Raw genomic sequence first — 15,081 nt, 5'->3', positions numbered from 1 at the left:
CCGGGGCAAGAATGCCCGTGAGGGTCCGTCAGGTCGCGACGGGCGGAAATCCCGGGTACCTGGACCGCGACTTGATGACGGCTTGACGGCGACTTGACGGGAACGCGCGGGCTTCGCGCGAGCGCGCCCCCGCGGTGGAAGGAACCTTGGCCATGCGTGCCGCTTACGTCGAACAACTCGGCCCACCCGACGTCATTCGCTACGGAGAGTTCGCCGCACCCGTGCCGGGTCCCGACGAGGTCCTCGTCGACGTACGGGCCACCACGGTCAACCCCGTGGACGCCTTTGTCCGTTCAGGGGTCTTCCGTACGCCGCTGGAGTTCCCCTTCGTCATCGGCCGGGACCTTGTGGGCACGGTCGCGTCGGCCGGGGGCGGGTTCGCCGTCGGCGACGCCGTGTGGTGCAACAGCCTCGGCCACGGCGGCCGTCAGGGTGCGGCGGCCGAGCAGGCGGCGGTGCCTGTCGACCGGCTCTACCCGCTCCCTCCGGATGTACCTCCCGAGGTCGCGGTGGCCGTGGTCCACCCGGCCGCTGCCGCGTATCTCGCCCTGTTCACCCACGGTGGCCTGTGCCGTGGCGAGACAGTCCTGGTGGGCGGAGCCGCGGGAAACGTGGGCGCCGTGCTGGTGGTCCTCGCCGTCCGTGCGGGAGCCCGTGTCATCGCGACGGCGTCGGCGCGCGACCACGACTACTGCCGGGGCCTGGGAGCCTCCGAGGTGGTGGACTACCGCGATCCCGAGCTCACCCGGCGCCTCTCGGAGCTGGCCCGCGGCGGAGTCGACCTCCATGTCGACACCTCCGGCCACAACGACCTCGTCTCCGCCGTCGCCCTGCTCGCCCGTCGCGGCCGTATCGTCCTCATGGCCGGCGCCAAGGACGAACCCGTCCTCCCGGTGGGTCCCCTCTACATGAAGGACGCGTCCGTACGGGGCTTCGCCATCTCCCACGCCAGCACCGAGGAGCTCGCCTCGGCGGCAGCCGCCATCAACGACCTCTTCTCCCAGGGTCTGCTCCGGCCCCGCACCACGGAGACGCTGCCGCTCAGCGCCGCGGCGGAGGTCCACCGGCGCATGGAGCGCGGGGAACTGCATGGCATGCGGGTGATCCTGCGCACCGACTCCTGAGCCGTCGCGGGGGGGGCCGGCAGACGTTTTTCGCCCCCTCCGCCCCTACCCGTCCCGTACCTGGGGGCTGCCGCCCCCAGACCCCCGCTTAAAAGATTGCGCAGTTCCCCGCGCCCCTGAAGGGGCGCGGGGAACTGCGCGACCAGCCCTCACCTGCCCGCGGCCCGCGCGTCAATCGCCCCACGGCAGCCACGCCCGCACCAGAAAGCCCCCGTCCCCCTCGGCCCCGTGCTCCAACCAGCCGCCGGCCAGGGTCGCCCGCTCCGTCAGGCCGATCAGTCCCTGCCCCGAACCGGGGACATGGGGGATGTCACCCGGCGGCGCGGGGTTGCGGACGGAGATGGTCAGGCCGTCTCCGGGGGCTCCGCGAACCGTCACGGTCACCTCCGCGCCCGGCGCGTGCTTGCGGGCGTTCGTCAGGCCCTCCTGGGCGATCCGGTACGCGGTGCGTCCGACGGAGGCGGGGACGGCGGCCGGATCGGTGACGCGGTTGTCGAGGACGACCTTCATGCCGGCCGAGCGGGACTCGGTGACCAGCCCGTCGAGCGCGGCGAGCGTCGGCTGCGGCCGCCCGGCGTCGTCGGAGTCCCCGGCCCGCAGGACGCCGATGATCTCCCGCAGGTCCTGCAGCGCCTCGTGCGCGCTCTCCCGGATCACCCCGGCCGCCCGCGCGACCTCCTCTTGGGGCGCGTCCGGCCGGAACTCCAGCGCCCCCGCGTGCACGCTCAGCAGGGTGAGCCGGTGCGCGAGCACGTCGTGCATCTCGCGCGCGATGGCCTCGCGCGCGAGCCGCTGCGCCTGCTCGGCCCGCAGCGCCGCCTCGGTCTCGGCCCGCCGCGCCCGGTCCCGCAGACTCAGCATGAGCTGACGCTTGGACCGTACGAACATGCCCCAGCCGACCACCGCCGAGGTGAGCAGCGCGGTGACGGCGACGGCGGCGACGTACGGCAGATCGGGGTCGGGGCGCAGCCAGAAGAAGGCGGGAATCAGTGCGAGCTGGACACCGGCGAGCCAGGCCACGTACTTGAAGGGCCGGTGCACGGCGAGGGTGAAGAGGGCGACCATGCCCGCGCCGCCGGCGGTGTTCGAGGCCAGCCCGACGGGGATCATGGCGATGGCGAGCCCCAGCGGCCAACGGCGCCGGAACCAGACGGCGGCGCAGGCGAGCGCGCCGAGCCACTGGTCGGCGACGGCGAGACCGTGCGGGGTGTTCGGGTCGTGGGTCAGCGCGTCCGCGGCCGCCAGCCCGATGGCGACGGCCAGCAGGAAGCACCCGAAGTCGACGACCCAGTCGCGCACGGTTCGGCGCGGCCGTCCGGAGCGGCCCGCGCGCTCGGCGTCGGGGTCCAACTCGGCGACCACGGCCGAGGGCAGCAGCCATCGCCGCCCGGGCAGTGCCTGCACCTCGGGCACCATCCGCCCGGTCGGCCCCGCCGGCCAAGACGCCGGCTCGCGCGCCGGATTGTCACCACTCACGGTCGACAAATCTACGCAGGCGCGCCCGCCGCCACCTCCATGCGACCGGTATCACCGACCAAAGTCGCACCCCTTCAGACTTTCGTCCGACCCTCGTCACCGCGACCGGCGACTTCGGTCGGACATGCCTCGCCCCGCGGCCGATGAACGTGGGGGGTCCGCGGGGCGAGGGTCATCACATGAAACGGATTCTGGAGCTACTCGGTTTTGTCGCCCTGGTGCAGGGCGCTCTGGGCCTGGTGCACGAGGTCACCGGCCGACTGCACGGGTGGGGGCTCGTACAGCGGCTCGGCGTCCTCGACGGCTACGAGATCTACGCGAGCGTCGCACTCCTCGTGCTGGCGTTCGCGCTGTTCGCGGCCGCCGAGAGCCGGAAGTCCGGCTGAACGCGGACCGGACCTCCGGCGGACCGGGTCACCGGCGGATCAGCAGCCGAAGTCGATCAGATCGAACGTGGCGTAGTGGTCCGCGGTGTAGTAGTCCTCCTGGTACTCCTCACCGGTGACGATGCGCCGGGCACCGCGCGTGGAGGAGCCGGGCGTGATCACCGTGTACTCGTGGTAGTAGCCCGTGGACTGGGAGGGCAGGACACCCTCCCGGTTCTGGAAGACGGTGCCGTCCTGGGAGTAGGGGAAGGGACCGCCCGACGCGATGAGGTCGAGCGTGTCGTACGCCTGGGACGGCAGGTCGCTGTAACAGATGCTGCCCACGGAGGTGGCCGCCGCGTTGGCGGGGGCTACGGCGGTACCACCGATGAGCAGGGCGGACATGAGGGCGACCAGAGCGCCGATGCGAGTGGTGCGTGGGGGGAATCTCATGGACTTAGAATGACGCGCGTAGACCATGGCATGTCAATGTCAAGGTAGAGGATTTCTCCCGCCAAGTCCGTTGAATTTTCCGCGAGTTAACCTGCCGCGCGCCGTCCCCACGCGGTCCCCGCGAGCACCAGTACGCCTCCCACCAGGCCCAGCGCCCCGAGGCGCTCACCACCGAGGGCGATGCCCGCCGCGGCGGCCCACAGGGGCTCGGTTCCCAGCAGCAGGCTGACCCGGGACGGCGACGTCCGGCGCACCGCCCACATCTGCACGAAGAAGGCGAACAGCGTGCAGAACACGGAGAGGAACAGCAGCCCGGCCCACTCCCGCGCACCGAAGCCCGCGGCCGTGCTCCACGGCGTGGCGTCGGCGCCGGTCGACAGCACGGCGAACACCGCCACGGCGGCGCCCAGTTGGACGGTGGTCAGCGGCAGCGCGTCGGCGCCCTGGACCGACTTGATGCGGGACATCGCGAGCACGTGCACGGTCCGGGCGAGGGCCGCGAGGAGCATCAGCAGATCGCCGAGCGAGGGAGGGGTGAAGCCACCGCCCTGGGTGAGCAGCACGACGCCGAGCACGGAGACACCGGCCGCGGCGAGGAACGCGCGTGAGGGGCGTACGCGGGTCACGGCAGCTTCGGCGAGCGGCGTGAAGATCATGGTGAGGCTGATGATGAGACCGGCGTTGGTCGCCGAGGTGTGGACGACGCCGTACGTCTCCAGGAGGAAGATCCCGCTCAGGATCAGCCCGAGCGCTCCGGCCCCGCGCCACTGCGCCGCCGTCAGGGCCCGCAGCGCTCGCCATCCCGCGGTCACCAGCACCGGCAGCACGACCGCGAAACGCAGCACGAGGACGGCGATCACCGTCCGCGCGGTGGTGATGTCCTTGGCCGCGAGATAGCTGGCACCCCACACCACCGCCACGAGCAGCACGGGCAGGTCGGTGAGCCAGGCGCGGCGGGGCGCGAGCGCGGCGGGTACGGCGATCGACGACATGGGAGCGGCTCCGGGTCTCCTGCGAACGGGCATGCGTGGAGACGGCGGCGGCTCGCACGGGAACGATCACCGTACCTATGCGGCGGCGGCGTGACTAGGCGTTTTCCGGGAGCTCGTACGAGCCGTACTCCGGGCGGCCTGCCGAGTCGTACGACTGGATGGAGATCCCGGAGGCGGTGACACGGCCGCCGGTGTGCCGGAAGGCCGTCGGGACGGAGCCCTCGGTGAACAGGCGCAGCCCGGCGCCGAGTACGACCGGGAAGGTCAGTACGTGGATCGTGTCGACGAGGTCCAGGGCGAGCAGGGACTGAACGAGGGCTCCGCTGCCGTGAACCTGGAGTTCGCCGTCGGTGCGCTCCTTGAGGGCGGTGACCTCCTTGGCGAGGTCACCGCCGATCACGGTCGTGCCGGCCCAGTCGGGCTCGGTGAGGCTGGACGAGGCGACGTACTTCGGCAGCGCGTTCAGCCTGGAGGCGACCGGGTCGGCGGGGTCGGTCATCTTCGGCCAGAACGAAGCGAAGATGTCGTACGTACGGCGACCGAGCAGGAAGGCGCCCACGCGGTCGAAGACCTCGTTGATGAACCGGCCGAAGTCCTCGTCGCCGTACGGAAAACTCCAGCCGCCGTGCTCGAAGCCGCCGCGGGGGTCCTCCTGGGGGCCGCCGGGGGCCTGGTAGACGCCGTCGAGAGTGACGAAGATGGTGGAGACGAGCTTGCCCATGTCGGGTGCCTGCTTTCTGGTGCGGGGCCCTTGGTCATCACTTCAGACCGCACCGGTCCCCGCAACTCATCGCTTCATCCGGCGTGCGTCGAGAACAGCCCTCCGGTCGGGCCCTGCTTGTCGCCGCCCTGGGCCTTCTTCAGGGCGTTGGCGAGGCTCTCGATGGTGAGGGACTGCAGGATCACGCGCCCGTTGCCCTCCAGGGTGGCCAGGGACAGCCCCTCGCCGCCGAAGACGGCGTTCATCACCCCCTGCCGGTTGAGGCCGCCGACGCGCTGGACGCCGTACTGGATGCCCTCCTCGAAGGCGACGACGCAGCCCGTGTCGACCTCGATGCGCCCGCCGAAGTCGGCCGGATTGAGGTCGATGAAATTGCCCGCACCGGCGATGATCACGGTCCCGCGCCCGGTGAACTTCTCCAGGACGAAGCCCTCGCCGCCGCTGCGCCCGGTCCGGCCGCCCTGGAAGGCGATCCCGAACTCCACGCTCGACTCCGCCGCCACGAAGGCGTCCTTCTCCGCGAACCACGCGCGCGTGCCGTCGAGCTCCAGGGCGCGCATCTCGCCGGGCAGCACGCCCGCGAAGCCGACGGTGCCCTCGCCTCCCGTCGACGTGAAGTACTGGAACGCCAGCGACTCGCCCGCCAGCGCGCGCTGGCCGACCTGCATGGCCGTGCCCATGGCCTGGCGCAGCATGCCGCCCATGCCCCCGCCGCCACCGGCACCGGGCTGCTGGCCGCCTGCGCCGCCCGACGGACCGGAGAGGCGGGTCTCCATGCTCACGTTCGTCGTCTTGAAGAGGAACTTTCCCGCCTCGCAGTACACGGTCTGGCCGGGGCTCAGGTTGACGACCGCCATCTGCATGGCGTTGCCGACGATTTCTTGCTGAAGAGTCACGACGGGAGAACGCGGGAAGTGGAGCGAAGAGTTCCAGCCATCCGGGCACGGTCCCGGGTGACCCGAATTCGGTGTCCGTTCGCCGCCAGCACCTCGCTGCCCAGGTCGCTGAGATGGACGCATGACCTCACAAGGAACGACGACTTCGCAAGGAACCATGAACGGCAAGGTGGCCCTGGTGACCGGCGGAAGCCGCGGCATCGGCGCCGCGACGGCGGTGCGGCTCGCGCGGGAAGGCGCGGACGTCGCCCTCACCTACGTCAGCGGCAAGGAGGGGGCGGAGGACGTCGTACGAGCCGTCGAGGCCCTCGGGCGGCGCGGGCTCGCGCTGCGGGCGGACTCCGCGGACCCGGAGGAGGCGGGCGGCGCCGTGCAGCACGCGGTGGAGGCGCTCGGCGGCCTCGACATCCTGGTGAACAACGTGGGCGTCGGCCTGCTCGCCCCCTTGGAGAGCCTGTCCCTCGCCGATGTCGACCGGGTCCTGGCCGTGAACGTACGCGGTGTCTTCCTGGCTTCCCAGGCCGCCGCCTCCCGCATGGAACGTGGCGGGCGGATCATCACCGTCGGCACCTGTATGACACAGCGGGTGCCCGGGCCGGGCGGGACGTTGTACGCCACCAGTAAGTCGGCGTTGATCGGGCTGACGAAGGCGTTGGCTCGGGAGCTGGGGGATCGGGGGATCACGGCGAACATCGTCCACCCCGGGCCGATCGACACGGACATGAACCCCGCGGACGGGCCGTACGCGCCTGGGCAGGCGGCGATGACCGCGCTGGGGCGGTTCGGGGCGGCGGGTGAGGTGGCGTCGGTGGTGACTTATCTGGCGGGCGCGGAGGCGGCGTACATCACGGGGGCGGAGTTTGCGGTGGACGGGGGGTACGCGGCGTAGGGGCGGTTTGCCCGCGCAGTTCCCCGCGCCCCTTCAGGGGGGCGGGGAACTGCGCGACAAGCCCCCACCGGCCCGCACCAAAAGAACAACCCAGGGGGTCTGAGGGGCGGAGCCCCCCAGGTACGGGAATGGGTAGGGGCGGCGGGGGCGAGAAACCCGCTCGTCAGCCGCCCAGTTCCTGGTGGCGGGCCGCCAGGCGTGTTGCGCCCTCCTCTGTGAGGGAGCCGTAGAGGCGCAGTCGGGAGATGCCACCGTCCGGGAAGATGTCCACGCGCGCGTGGGTGGCGACCGTGGTGGCCGCGAGGGTGAAGCGGTGGTTGGTGTCGGGCTGGAGACGGGTGCGGGGGAGGATTTCGGTCCAGTCGCCGTCGGCGCCGTTCTTCACGGACACCGACGCCCACCCGGCCGAGTTGCCCTTCAAGTACGCCGTGTCGATCTCGATCGCCCGGATCTCGGACTGGCCGACGAGCTGGTAACGGATCCAGTCGTTCCCGGTGTCGCGGCGGCGACGCGTCTCCCAGCCGTCGTCCATCTTGCGGGACCGGCCCGGCTGGATGGTGTTCGTGGCGGGCGAGTAGAAGAGGTTGGACGCGTCCTCGACCTGGCCGCCGTTCTCCAGGGCGACGACGTCGAAGGTGCCGAGGACGGACAGCCACGTCGGGTCGGGCACGACCTCGCCGTACACCCGCAGGCGGGCGATACCGCCGTCGGGGTGCTGGTTGACGCGCAGGTGCGTGAAGCGCTGCTCGACGGAGACGGCGAAGCCGTTCGCCGCGTGGCCGCCGACCGCCGTGCGCGGCACGAGCGTCGTCCACTTCACGTCGTCGGCGAGGAGCTCCTCGGGAGACGGGGAGCCGGGTACCGACGCACCCTCGACCGACACCGCCTGCGGGTAGTTGCCGCGGAAGTGGGCCGTGTCGACCACGATCCCGCGGATCACGCCGGGCGCGCCGAGGCGGACCAGCGCCCAGTCGTGGTCCTCAGCCGTCGGCCACGGGTGCTCGGCCGAGGCGCCACGGCGCCGCCGCGTCTCCCAGCCGTCCATGATCTTGCCCTTGTGGCCGAAGTGCTCGGGGTCGAACTCGGCGGCCTCGGGCACGAGAAGGTTCTCGCGCTGGGCGAAGAACTCGTCGTTGGCGGCGATGACACCCGCGCCGAGCTGCCGGTCGGCGAGGTTGGCGTACTGGGTGAAGGGGAAGTCGGCGGTGCGGTAGTCCGCGTACGGGTCACCGCCTCCGTAGGGGTTCGCGTCGCCGGTGAAATGAGGTATCGCCGTCACGGTGATCAGGTCTGCCTTTCGAGGGTCGGCCGCTGCGGGTGCGGGGCGGGTACGCGGATTTACGGGTGGCGGGTCAGGAGCTGCCCGGTCGGCTCGCCGAACTCGCCCTCGGCCACGATCCGTTCGCCGCGCAGCCAGGTGGATTTGACGACGCCGCTGAGGGTCTTGCCCGCGTACGCCGTGACCCGGTTGCGGTGCTGGAGCGCCGCGGGGTCCACGGTGAAGGTCTCGTCGGGCGCGAGGACCGCGAAGTCGGCGTCACGGCCCGCCTCGATGGCGCCCTTGCGGTCGTCGAGGCCGACCAACTGCGCGGTGCGCGAGGACATCCAGCGGACCACGTCCTCCAGGCCGTGGCCGCGCTTGCGGGCCTCCGTCCAGACCGCCGACAGGCTCAGCTGGAGGCCGGAGATGCCTCCCCACGCGGTGGCGAAGTCGTCGGTCTTCAGGTCGGCCGTGGACGGCGAGTGGTCGGTGACGACGCAGTCGATGGTGCCGTCGGCGAGCGCCTGCCACAGCAGGTCCTGGTTGGCGGCCTCGCGGATGGGCGGGCAGCACTTGAACTCACTGGCGCCGTCCGGGACTTCCTCGGCGGTGAGCGTGAGGTAGTGCGGGCAGGTCTCCACCGTGAGCCGTACGCCCTCGGCCTTCGCGGCGGCGATCAGCGGCAGCGCGTCGCTGGACGACAGGTGCAGCACATGCACGCGCGCGCTGAGCCGCTTGGCCTGGGCGATGAGGTTCTCGATGGCGGTGTCCTCGGCGTCGCGGGGGCGCGAGGCGAGGAAGTCGGCGTATTTCTGACCGCCCTTCTGCGGGGCGGCGGCCAGATGGTGCGGGTCCTCGGCGTGCACGATCAGCAGTCCGCCGAAGCCGGCGATCTCGGCGAGCGACTGGGCGAGTTGTTCCTGGTCCAGCTCGGGGAACTCGTCCACGCCCGAGGGCGACAGGAACGCCTTGAAGCCGAAGACGCCCGCGTCGTGCAGCGGCCGCAGGTCCTTCACGTTGTCGGGCAGCGCGCCGCCCCAGAAGCCGACGTCGATGTGCGCCTTGGAGCGGGCGACGTCCTTCTTGGTACGAAGGTTGTCGACCGTCGTCGTCGGCGGGAGGGAGTTGAGCGGCATGTCGATGAGGGTGGTGATGCCACCGGCGGCCGCGGCGCGCGTCGCGGTCCAGAAGCCCTCCCACTCCGTGCGGCCCGGGTCGTTCACATGGACGTGGGTGTCGACGAGGCCGGGCAGCAGGACGTCGTCGCCGAAGTCCTCGAGGCGTGCACCGGCCGGCACCTCGGCGTCGTGCGCGAGCACGGCCGTGATCTTCCCCGCGGCGACCGCGACCGATGCGGCGCGCGTCCCTTCGGGAGTGATGACGCGCGTCGAGCGCAGCACCAGTTCGACGTCGGACACCCGGACCCCTCTCTCTGCCGCTGTTGACTCCCGATACCGCGGGTTTACGTCCGCGTAACGAAATTCAACGTTCTGTTGAAGGAGTCTTCACTCCGACCTTCGTGCAGTCAAGGGCACACTTCTCCACTCTGCCCCCGATGCGCACCCTCTGGACGTTTCCACAAAGCGGAATTAGACTTCCGTGAAGCAGAACTTAGCTACGCACAACCAGGCAGTCAACCGACTGCCGGGTAGGCTGCACTTGCCCGCCCGTCACCCGCCACCGCCCTGTTCGAGGCCCTGCGGGCCGCACCTCTCGATTCTGAGCCTTGAAAGGACCGCGCCCGTGCCGACGTCCAGCGCCAGCACCACCGACGCCGCCAAAACATCCGCTCCCAGTGGCGGCGTCCAGTCCCTCGAGCGCGCCTTCGACCTGCTCGAGCGCATGGCGGACGCCGGGGGCGAGGTCGGCCTGAGCGAGCTCTCCGGGAGCAGCGGCCTGCCGCTGCCCACCATCCACCGGATCATGCGCACGCTGGTGGCCTGCGGTTACGTACGTCAGCAGGCCAACCGCCGATACGCGCTCGGCCCCCGTCTGATCCGGCTCGGCGAGTCCGCCTCCCGGCTGCTCGGCACCTGGGCCCGCCCCTATCTGGCACGCCTCGTCGAGGAGACCGGCGAGACCGCGAACATGGCGCTGCTCGACGGGGACGAGATCGTCTACGTCGCACAGGTGCCGTCCAAGCACTCGATGCGCATGTTCACCGAGGTGGGCCGTCGCGTGCTGCCGCACTCCACGGGCGTGGGCAAGGCGCTGCTCGCGCACACTCCGGCCGACGAGGTGCGCGCGCTGCTGGCCCGTACCGGCATGCCCGCCGCGACGGAGAAGACGATCACCACGCCGGACGGCTTCCTCGACGCGCTCGACGAGGTGCGCCGGCTCGGCTACGCGATCGACGACAACGAGCAGGAGATAGGAGTCCGCTGTCTGGCGGTCTCCGTACCCAACTCCCCCACCGCCGCCGCCATTTCGATCTCCGGCCCGGCGGGCCGTGTCACCGAGGCGGCCACGGACAAGATCGTGCCCGTGCTGCAGCAGGTCGCGATCGAACTGTCGGAGGCGCTGGCGAGCTCGGGTCCCGGGGCCTGATCAGGCCGTCACCTCAGGCGCCGGCCGTCTGTCGCCGGTCGTCCGTCGCCCGTCGGACCGGCATCCCGATCCGGCCGTCCGCCATCTCCCGTACCGCGTCCGCCTCCCCGAGGTGGGCGCGGTCGTGCGTCACCAGGACGGTGGCCGTGGCGCGCTCCCGGGTGATCCGGACCAGGAGGTCGAGGACCGCCGCGCCCCGCTCGTGGTCGAGCGCGCTGGTCGGTTCGTCGACGAGGAGCACTGACGGCTCGTTGACCAGCGCGCGGGCGATGTTCACGCGCTGCCGCTGACCGCCGGAGAGCTGGTGCGGCCGCCGGTGCGCCAGCTCGGCGAGCCCGACCGTGGCCAGCAACTCCCTTGCCCGGTCCGCCACTCGACGACGCCCGTCCAGGTGGCCCATCACCTGGAGCTGTTCCAGCGCCGTCAGCGAGGGCAGCAAGTTGGGCTGCTGGAAGACGATGCCGATCTCGCGCCGCCGCAGCACGGCACGCTCGGCGGGGCTCAGCGCCCCCGTCTGCGTACCGCCGACGAGAACGCGTCCGTCGTCCGGTGTGGCCAGGGTCGCGGCGACGGCGAGGAGGCTGGACTTGCCGGAGCCGGACGGGCCGACGATCGCCGTCATGGTCCCGGCCGGGACGTCGAGGCCGACCCGGTCGAGGGCGGTCAGACGGCCCTCGCCGTCCGGATAGGTGAGCGTGATGTCGTCCAGAGTCAGGCTCATCGGTCACTTCCCAGCGTGGTCATCAGGCACTTCCAGGGTGATCATCGGGCGCTGCCCAGCGCGGTCAGCGGGTCGACGGCGGTGATCCGCCGGATGGACAGGCCCGCGCCGAGCGCCCCCAGGGCGATCATCACGGCGGCGGGCCCCAGGACGGTCGGCGCGTCGAGGACGAACGGCACGTCGCCGCCCCGCACCAACCCGCCGATGCCGGTGGCGAGCCCGCTGCCGAGGAGCGTCCCGGCGGCGAGCATCAGCACCGCCTGGCCGAGCGCGTCGCGCAGCAGATACGGCGTCGAGGCGCCCAGCGCCTTCAGTACGGCGATGTCGCCGGAGCGCTGGATCGTCCAGACCGTGAAGAACGCCCCTATGACGAGGGCCGAGATGACGAAGAGGAATCCGCGCATCAGCTGCAGCGAGCCGTTCTCCGCCCGGTAGGAGCCGATGGCGGTGAGGGCGGCGTCCTTGGTGAGGGTCCTGGTGCCGGCGACCCGGTCCCCCGCCGTGAGGTCGGTTCCGTCTGTATGGAGGGCGACCACGGTGGCTTCCCCGGACAGGGCGGTCCACACCACCGGCGTATGGCTGTACGAGGCGTCGCCCGCGACCGCCGCGACAGTCCGCTCGGTGCCGCCGAGGCGTACCCGGTCTCCGGCCTTGGCGCGAAGTTCGCCGGCTGCCTTCTCGGAGAGCACGATCCGATCGGGGCCGACGCCGGCCGGGGCGATGCCGGAGCCCGGCTCGACGGCGAAGGCCGACACCGCGGCCGTACGGTCCCCGGCGGCCGCGTTCAGCGTGCGGATGCCGATCGGCTCCGCCGAGGTGACGCCCGGCCGCTCGGCCCATGCCCGCCACGCGCGCGTGGGGACCGTCGAGTTGGTGAAGGACACCGACTGGCCGTCGGGCGGCGCGGCGAAGGCGAGGTGGTCGGCGGGCAGGCCGGTGATCGCCGAGGTGTTCTCCTTGGCGAGCCCGGCGGTCAGCCCGGACAGCAGCCCCACGAGCAGGGTGATCAACACGACCACGGCCCCCATGAGGGTGAACCGCCCCTTGGCGAACCGGAGGTCTCTCCATGCGACGAACATGCCCCCACCCTGCGGCCCGGGCCGCGTCCGGGGCATCGCGCCACGGCACGGTTCACCCGAATCGAAGGAGGGAGCCCGCGCCCTCGAAGGAGGGAGCCGGTTTCGTCGAAGGAGGGAGCCGGCTTCGTCACAGGACGGAGCCCTGCGCCGCCGAAGTGCGCACCCCACTTTCAAACTTTCGGTTGACCGGGGCCCGCTCGGCCCCGCCTACCCTGGAACGACCATGGACGTCCGCCGCCACTCCCCTGTCGTCGCCACCCTGCGCCTGTGCCTCTGCGCACTGCTCACGGGGCTCCTCGCGCTGGCCGCGGTCCGTTCCGGGGACAGCACGCACCCCTTGGCCGTCGTGCTGTCGGCCCTCGGGGTGGGCACGGTGTTCGCGGCGGGCGTGTGCACCCCGGCGGTGCACCGCTCACGGCGTACGGCCGCGGTGTGGCTGGCCGCCCTGAGCGCGGGCTGGCTGGTGCTCCTGACCCTCTCGCCGGACGGTCTGTGGGTGGCGTTCCCGCTCTACTTCCTGCAGTTGCACCTGCTGCCCGTGCGCTGGAGCCTGCCCTCGGTGGCCCTGACCGCCGCGGCGGCCATCGCGAGCTTCCTGGCGCACGGCTCGCACATCACGCCGGGCGCGTTCATCGGCCCGCTCCTCGGGGCGGCGGTCGCGGTCGCCACGGTCCTCGGGTACGAGGCGCTGTACCGGGAGAGCGAGCGCCGCCGTGAGCTGATCGAGGAGCTGATCGCCACCCGCGCCGAGCTGGCCGACGCCGAGCGCACCGCGGGCACGCTCGCCGAGCGGGAGCGGCTCGCCCACGAAATCCACGACACGCTCGCGCAGGGCCTGTCCAGCATCCAGTTGCTGCTGCGCGCCGCCCAGCGCCTGCTGCCCGCGGACTCCCCGGCGGCCCCGCACATCGAACAGGCCCGCTCGACCGCCCAGGACAACCTCGCCGAGGCCCGTCGCTTCGTCCGCGCCCTCACGCCGCCCGATCTCGAACACGGCTCGCTCGCCGGAGCCCTGGAGCGGCTGTGCCGGCCGGCCGCCGTCGACGCCCCGAGGATCCACTTCTCGGTGAGCGGCCCCCCGGGCGAACTCCCGACCCCGTACGAAGTGGCCCTCCTGCGGATCGCCCAGTCCGCCCTCGGCAACACGCTGCGCCACGCGCGCGCGGGCCGCGCCGAGATCACCCTCAGCTTCATGGACACGGCGGTCGCCCTGGATGTCGTGGACGACGGCGTCGGCTTCGCCCCCGATGCCGTACGGCCCGAGGGGGTCCGGGAGGACGGTGGTTTCGGTCTCCCCGCGATGCGCTCGCGCGCGGAGTCGCTGGGCGGGACGTTCACCGTCGAGTCGGCGCCGGGCCAGGGCACGGCGGTGGCGGTCACGCTCCCGCTGCCCGTCGCTGGGAAGCCACCCGTCATCGGAGAGCCGCGCACCGCCGGAGAGCCGATCGCCACTGGAGAGCCTCCTGTCACTGGGGAGCCTCCTGTCACCGGAGAGCCGACCGCCACCGAAGAGCAGGCAGCCCTCCGGCTCCCCTCCGCGCGTGCCGTCGGGAGCCGCGCATGACCATCCGCCTGCTGCTCGCGGACGACCATCCCGTCGTACGCGCCGGACTGCGCGCCGTCCTGTCCGCGGAGCCGGACTTCGAGATCGTCGCGGAGACACCGACGGCGGAGGCCGCGGTCGACCGCGCCGGGGCGGGCGGCGTCGACCTCGTCCTCATGGACCTGCAGTTCGGTCCCGGCATGCACGGCGCGCAGGCCACGGCGGCGATCACGGCACGCCCCGACGCGCCTCGCGTCCTGGTCCTGACCACGTACGACACCGACGCGGACATCCTCGCGGCGGTCGAGGCGGGCGCGGCCGGCTACCTCCTCAAGGACGCCCCGCCCGAGGAGCTGTCCGCCGCGGTGCGCACCGCCGCCTCGGGCCACTCGGCCCTCGCTCCATCGGTCGCCGACCGCCTCATGGACCGGATGCGCACCCCGGCCGCCGCCCTCAGCCGCCGCGAACTCGAAGTCCTCGAACTCGTCAAGGACGGCCTCTCCAACCAACAGATCAGCAAGCGACTGTTCCTGAGCCAGGCGACGGTGAAGTCCCATCTGGTGCACATCTACGCCAAGTTGGGCGTGGATTCGCGCACGGCGGCGGTCGCGGTGGCCACGGAGCGAGGGGTCATCCGGAGAGGCTGAATCGGCCTGTCCTGAGGTGCACGGCTACTGCCGCGGCGGTTGGTACACGGCTACCGCCGCGGCGGTTCCCCGAAGAGGTCCACGGCGCTGCGGACATCGGAGAGGCTCGTCGCCAGTGCACTGACCGAGCCGATCGCGCCCGCGATCAGGAGCAGGGAGCGGCGCAGCCGGGGGATCTCGGGGATGCCGCTGACGGCCATCGCGGCGAGGGCCGCGAGTTCGTCCTCGGCGATGCCGCGGTCGGGGAACTCGGCCGGGTGCGCGGCGAGTTCACGGCGCAGCCGGGAGACGGCACTGCGCAGTTCCGCCACCCTCGGATCCTCGTCGCTGCCGGTCACTGGCCTCTGCCCCAAGCTCCGCAACACAG

General features: G+C 71.9%; 16 protein-coding genes. 6 read left to right on the top strand and 10 right to left on the bottom strand.

Annotation, left to right across the window (positions count from 1 at the left end):
- Window positions 1–152: 152 nt before the first annotated feature.
- Window positions 153–1,124, top strand: coding sequence for an NADPH:quinone reductase (locus AB5J53_RS37990; RefSeq protein ID WP_369250139.1), 972 nt, complete (start codon window positions 153–155; stop codon window positions 1,122–1,124).
- A 171-nt stretch (window positions 1,125–1,295) separates the two neighbouring features.
- Here AB5J53_RS37990 and AB5J53_RS37985 read toward each other — a convergent pair whose 3' ends face one another.
- Window positions 1,296–2,540 (bottom strand): sensor histidine kinase, encoded by a 1,245-nt coding sequence (locus AB5J53_RS37985; RefSeq protein ID WP_369252695.1) that lies wholly within the window; start codon window positions 2,538–2,540, stop codon window positions 1,296–1,298.
- 239 nt (window positions 2,541–2,779) lie between these two features.
- On the opposite strand from AB5J53_RS37985, the gene AB5J53_RS37980 reads away from it, so the two are divergent.
- Window positions 2,780–2,986 (top strand): hypothetical protein, encoded by a 207-nt coding sequence (locus AB5J53_RS37980; protein ID WP_369250138.1) that lies wholly within the window; start codon window positions 2,780–2,782, stop codon window positions 2,984–2,986.
- Window positions 2,987–3,025: 39 nt separating this feature from the next.
- On the opposite strand, the gene AB5J53_RS37975 is transcribed toward AB5J53_RS37980, so the two are convergent.
- The 4 genes from AB5J53_RS37975 to AB5J53_RS37960 form a co-directional block, all read right to left on the bottom strand.
- Complete coding sequence (locus AB5J53_RS37975) at window positions 3,026–3,418, bottom strand: ribonuclease domain-containing protein (protein ID WP_369250137.1); 393 nt, start codon at window positions 3,416–3,418, stop codon at window positions 3,026–3,028.
- A gap of 86 nt (window positions 3,419–3,504) precedes the next feature.
- A complete protein-coding gene (locus AB5J53_RS37970; protein ID WP_369250136.1) occupies window positions 3,505–4,410 on the bottom strand; it encodes a DMT family transporter in 906 nt (301 codons plus the stop codon).
- 94 nt (window positions 4,411–4,504) lie between these two features.
- Complete coding sequence (locus tag AB5J53_RS37965) at window positions 4,505–5,131, bottom strand: dihydrofolate reductase family protein (RefSeq protein WP_369250135.1); 627 nt, start codon at window positions 5,129–5,131, stop codon at window positions 4,505–4,507.
- Between the two features lie 74 nt (window positions 5,132–5,205).
- On the bottom strand, window positions 5,206–6,027 hold the full coding sequence (locus AB5J53_RS37960) for an AIM24 family protein (protein WP_369250134.1): 822 nt from the start codon (window positions 6,025–6,027) through the stop codon (window positions 5,206–5,208).
- Window positions 6,028–6,184: 157 nt separating this feature from the next.
- On the opposite strand from AB5J53_RS37960, the gene AB5J53_RS37955 reads away from it, so the two are divergent.
- On the top strand, window positions 6,185–6,916 hold the full coding sequence (locus AB5J53_RS37955; RefSeq protein ID WP_369250133.1) for a 3-oxoacyl-ACP reductase family protein: 732 nt from the start codon (window positions 6,185–6,187) through the stop codon (window positions 6,914–6,916).
- A gap of 163 nt (window positions 6,917–7,079) precedes the next feature.
- Here AB5J53_RS37955 and alc read toward each other — a convergent pair whose 3' ends face one another.
- Both alc and allB read right to left on the bottom strand, forming a co-directional pair.
- Window positions 7,080–8,195: an allantoicase gene (gene alc / locus AB5J53_RS37950; RefSeq protein ID WP_369250132.1), complete on the bottom strand. Its 1,116-nt coding sequence runs from the start codon at window positions 8,193–8,195 to the stop codon at window positions 7,080–7,082.
- A gap of 59 nt (window positions 8,196–8,254) precedes the next feature.
- Window positions 8,255–9,595, bottom strand: a complete 1,341-nt coding sequence (allB, locus tag AB5J53_RS37945) for an allantoinase AllB (protein WP_369250131.1) — start codon at window positions 9,593–9,595, stop codon at window positions 8,255–8,257.
- A gap of 325 nt (window positions 9,596–9,920) precedes the next feature.
- Between allB and AB5J53_RS37940 the strand changes: the two genes are divergently transcribed.
- On the top strand, window positions 9,921–10,724 hold the full coding sequence (locus tag AB5J53_RS37940; RefSeq protein ID WP_369250130.1) for an IclR family transcriptional regulator: 804 nt from the start codon (window positions 9,921–9,923) through the stop codon (window positions 10,722–10,724).
- Between the two features lie 13 nt (window positions 10,725–10,737).
- Here AB5J53_RS37940 and AB5J53_RS37935 read toward each other — a convergent pair whose 3' ends face one another.
- Together AB5J53_RS37935 and AB5J53_RS37930 are read right to left on the bottom strand one after the other, a co-directional pair.
- Window positions 10,738–11,445, bottom strand: coding sequence for an ABC transporter ATP-binding protein (locus tag AB5J53_RS37935; protein ID WP_369250129.1), 708 nt, complete (start codon window positions 11,443–11,445; stop codon window positions 10,738–10,740).
- 41 nt (window positions 11,446–11,486) lie between these two features.
- A complete protein-coding gene (locus tag AB5J53_RS37930) occupies window positions 11,487–12,524 on the bottom strand; it encodes an ABC transporter permease (protein WP_369250128.1) in 1,038 nt (345 codons plus the stop codon).
- A gap of 223 nt (window positions 12,525–12,747) precedes the next feature.
- Here AB5J53_RS37930 and AB5J53_RS37925 point away from each other — a divergent pair, with 223 nt between their 5' ends.
- Window positions 12,748–14,088 (top strand): sensor histidine kinase, encoded by a 1,341-nt coding sequence (locus tag AB5J53_RS37925; protein ID WP_369250127.1) that lies wholly within the window; start codon window positions 12,748–12,750, stop codon window positions 14,086–14,088.
- On the top strand, window positions 14,085–14,714 hold the full coding sequence (locus AB5J53_RS37920) for a response regulator (protein ID WP_369250126.1): 630 nt from the start codon (window positions 14,085–14,087) through the stop codon (window positions 14,712–14,714). The genes AB5J53_RS37925 and AB5J53_RS37920 overlap by 4 nt, the downstream gene beginning before the upstream one ends.
- 50 nt (window positions 14,715–14,764) lie before the next feature.
- Here AB5J53_RS37920 and AB5J53_RS37915 read toward each other — a convergent pair whose 3' ends face one another.
- Window positions 14,765–15,079 carry a DUF5955 family protein gene (locus tag AB5J53_RS37915; RefSeq protein WP_369250125.1) on the bottom strand — a complete coding sequence of 105 codons (315 nt, stop codon included), beginning with the start codon at window positions 15,077–15,079 and terminating at the stop codon, window positions 14,765–14,767.
- Window positions 15,080–15,081: the final 2 nt, after the last annotated feature.

The organism is Streptomyces sp. R41 (assembly GCF_041053055.1).
Classification (GTDB): domain Bacteria; phylum Actinomycetota; class Actinomycetes; order Streptomycetales; family Streptomycetaceae; genus Streptomyces.
The sequence above is the reverse complement of the archived record's forward strand: the minus strand, read 5'-3'. Positions and strand labels throughout refer to the sequence as shown.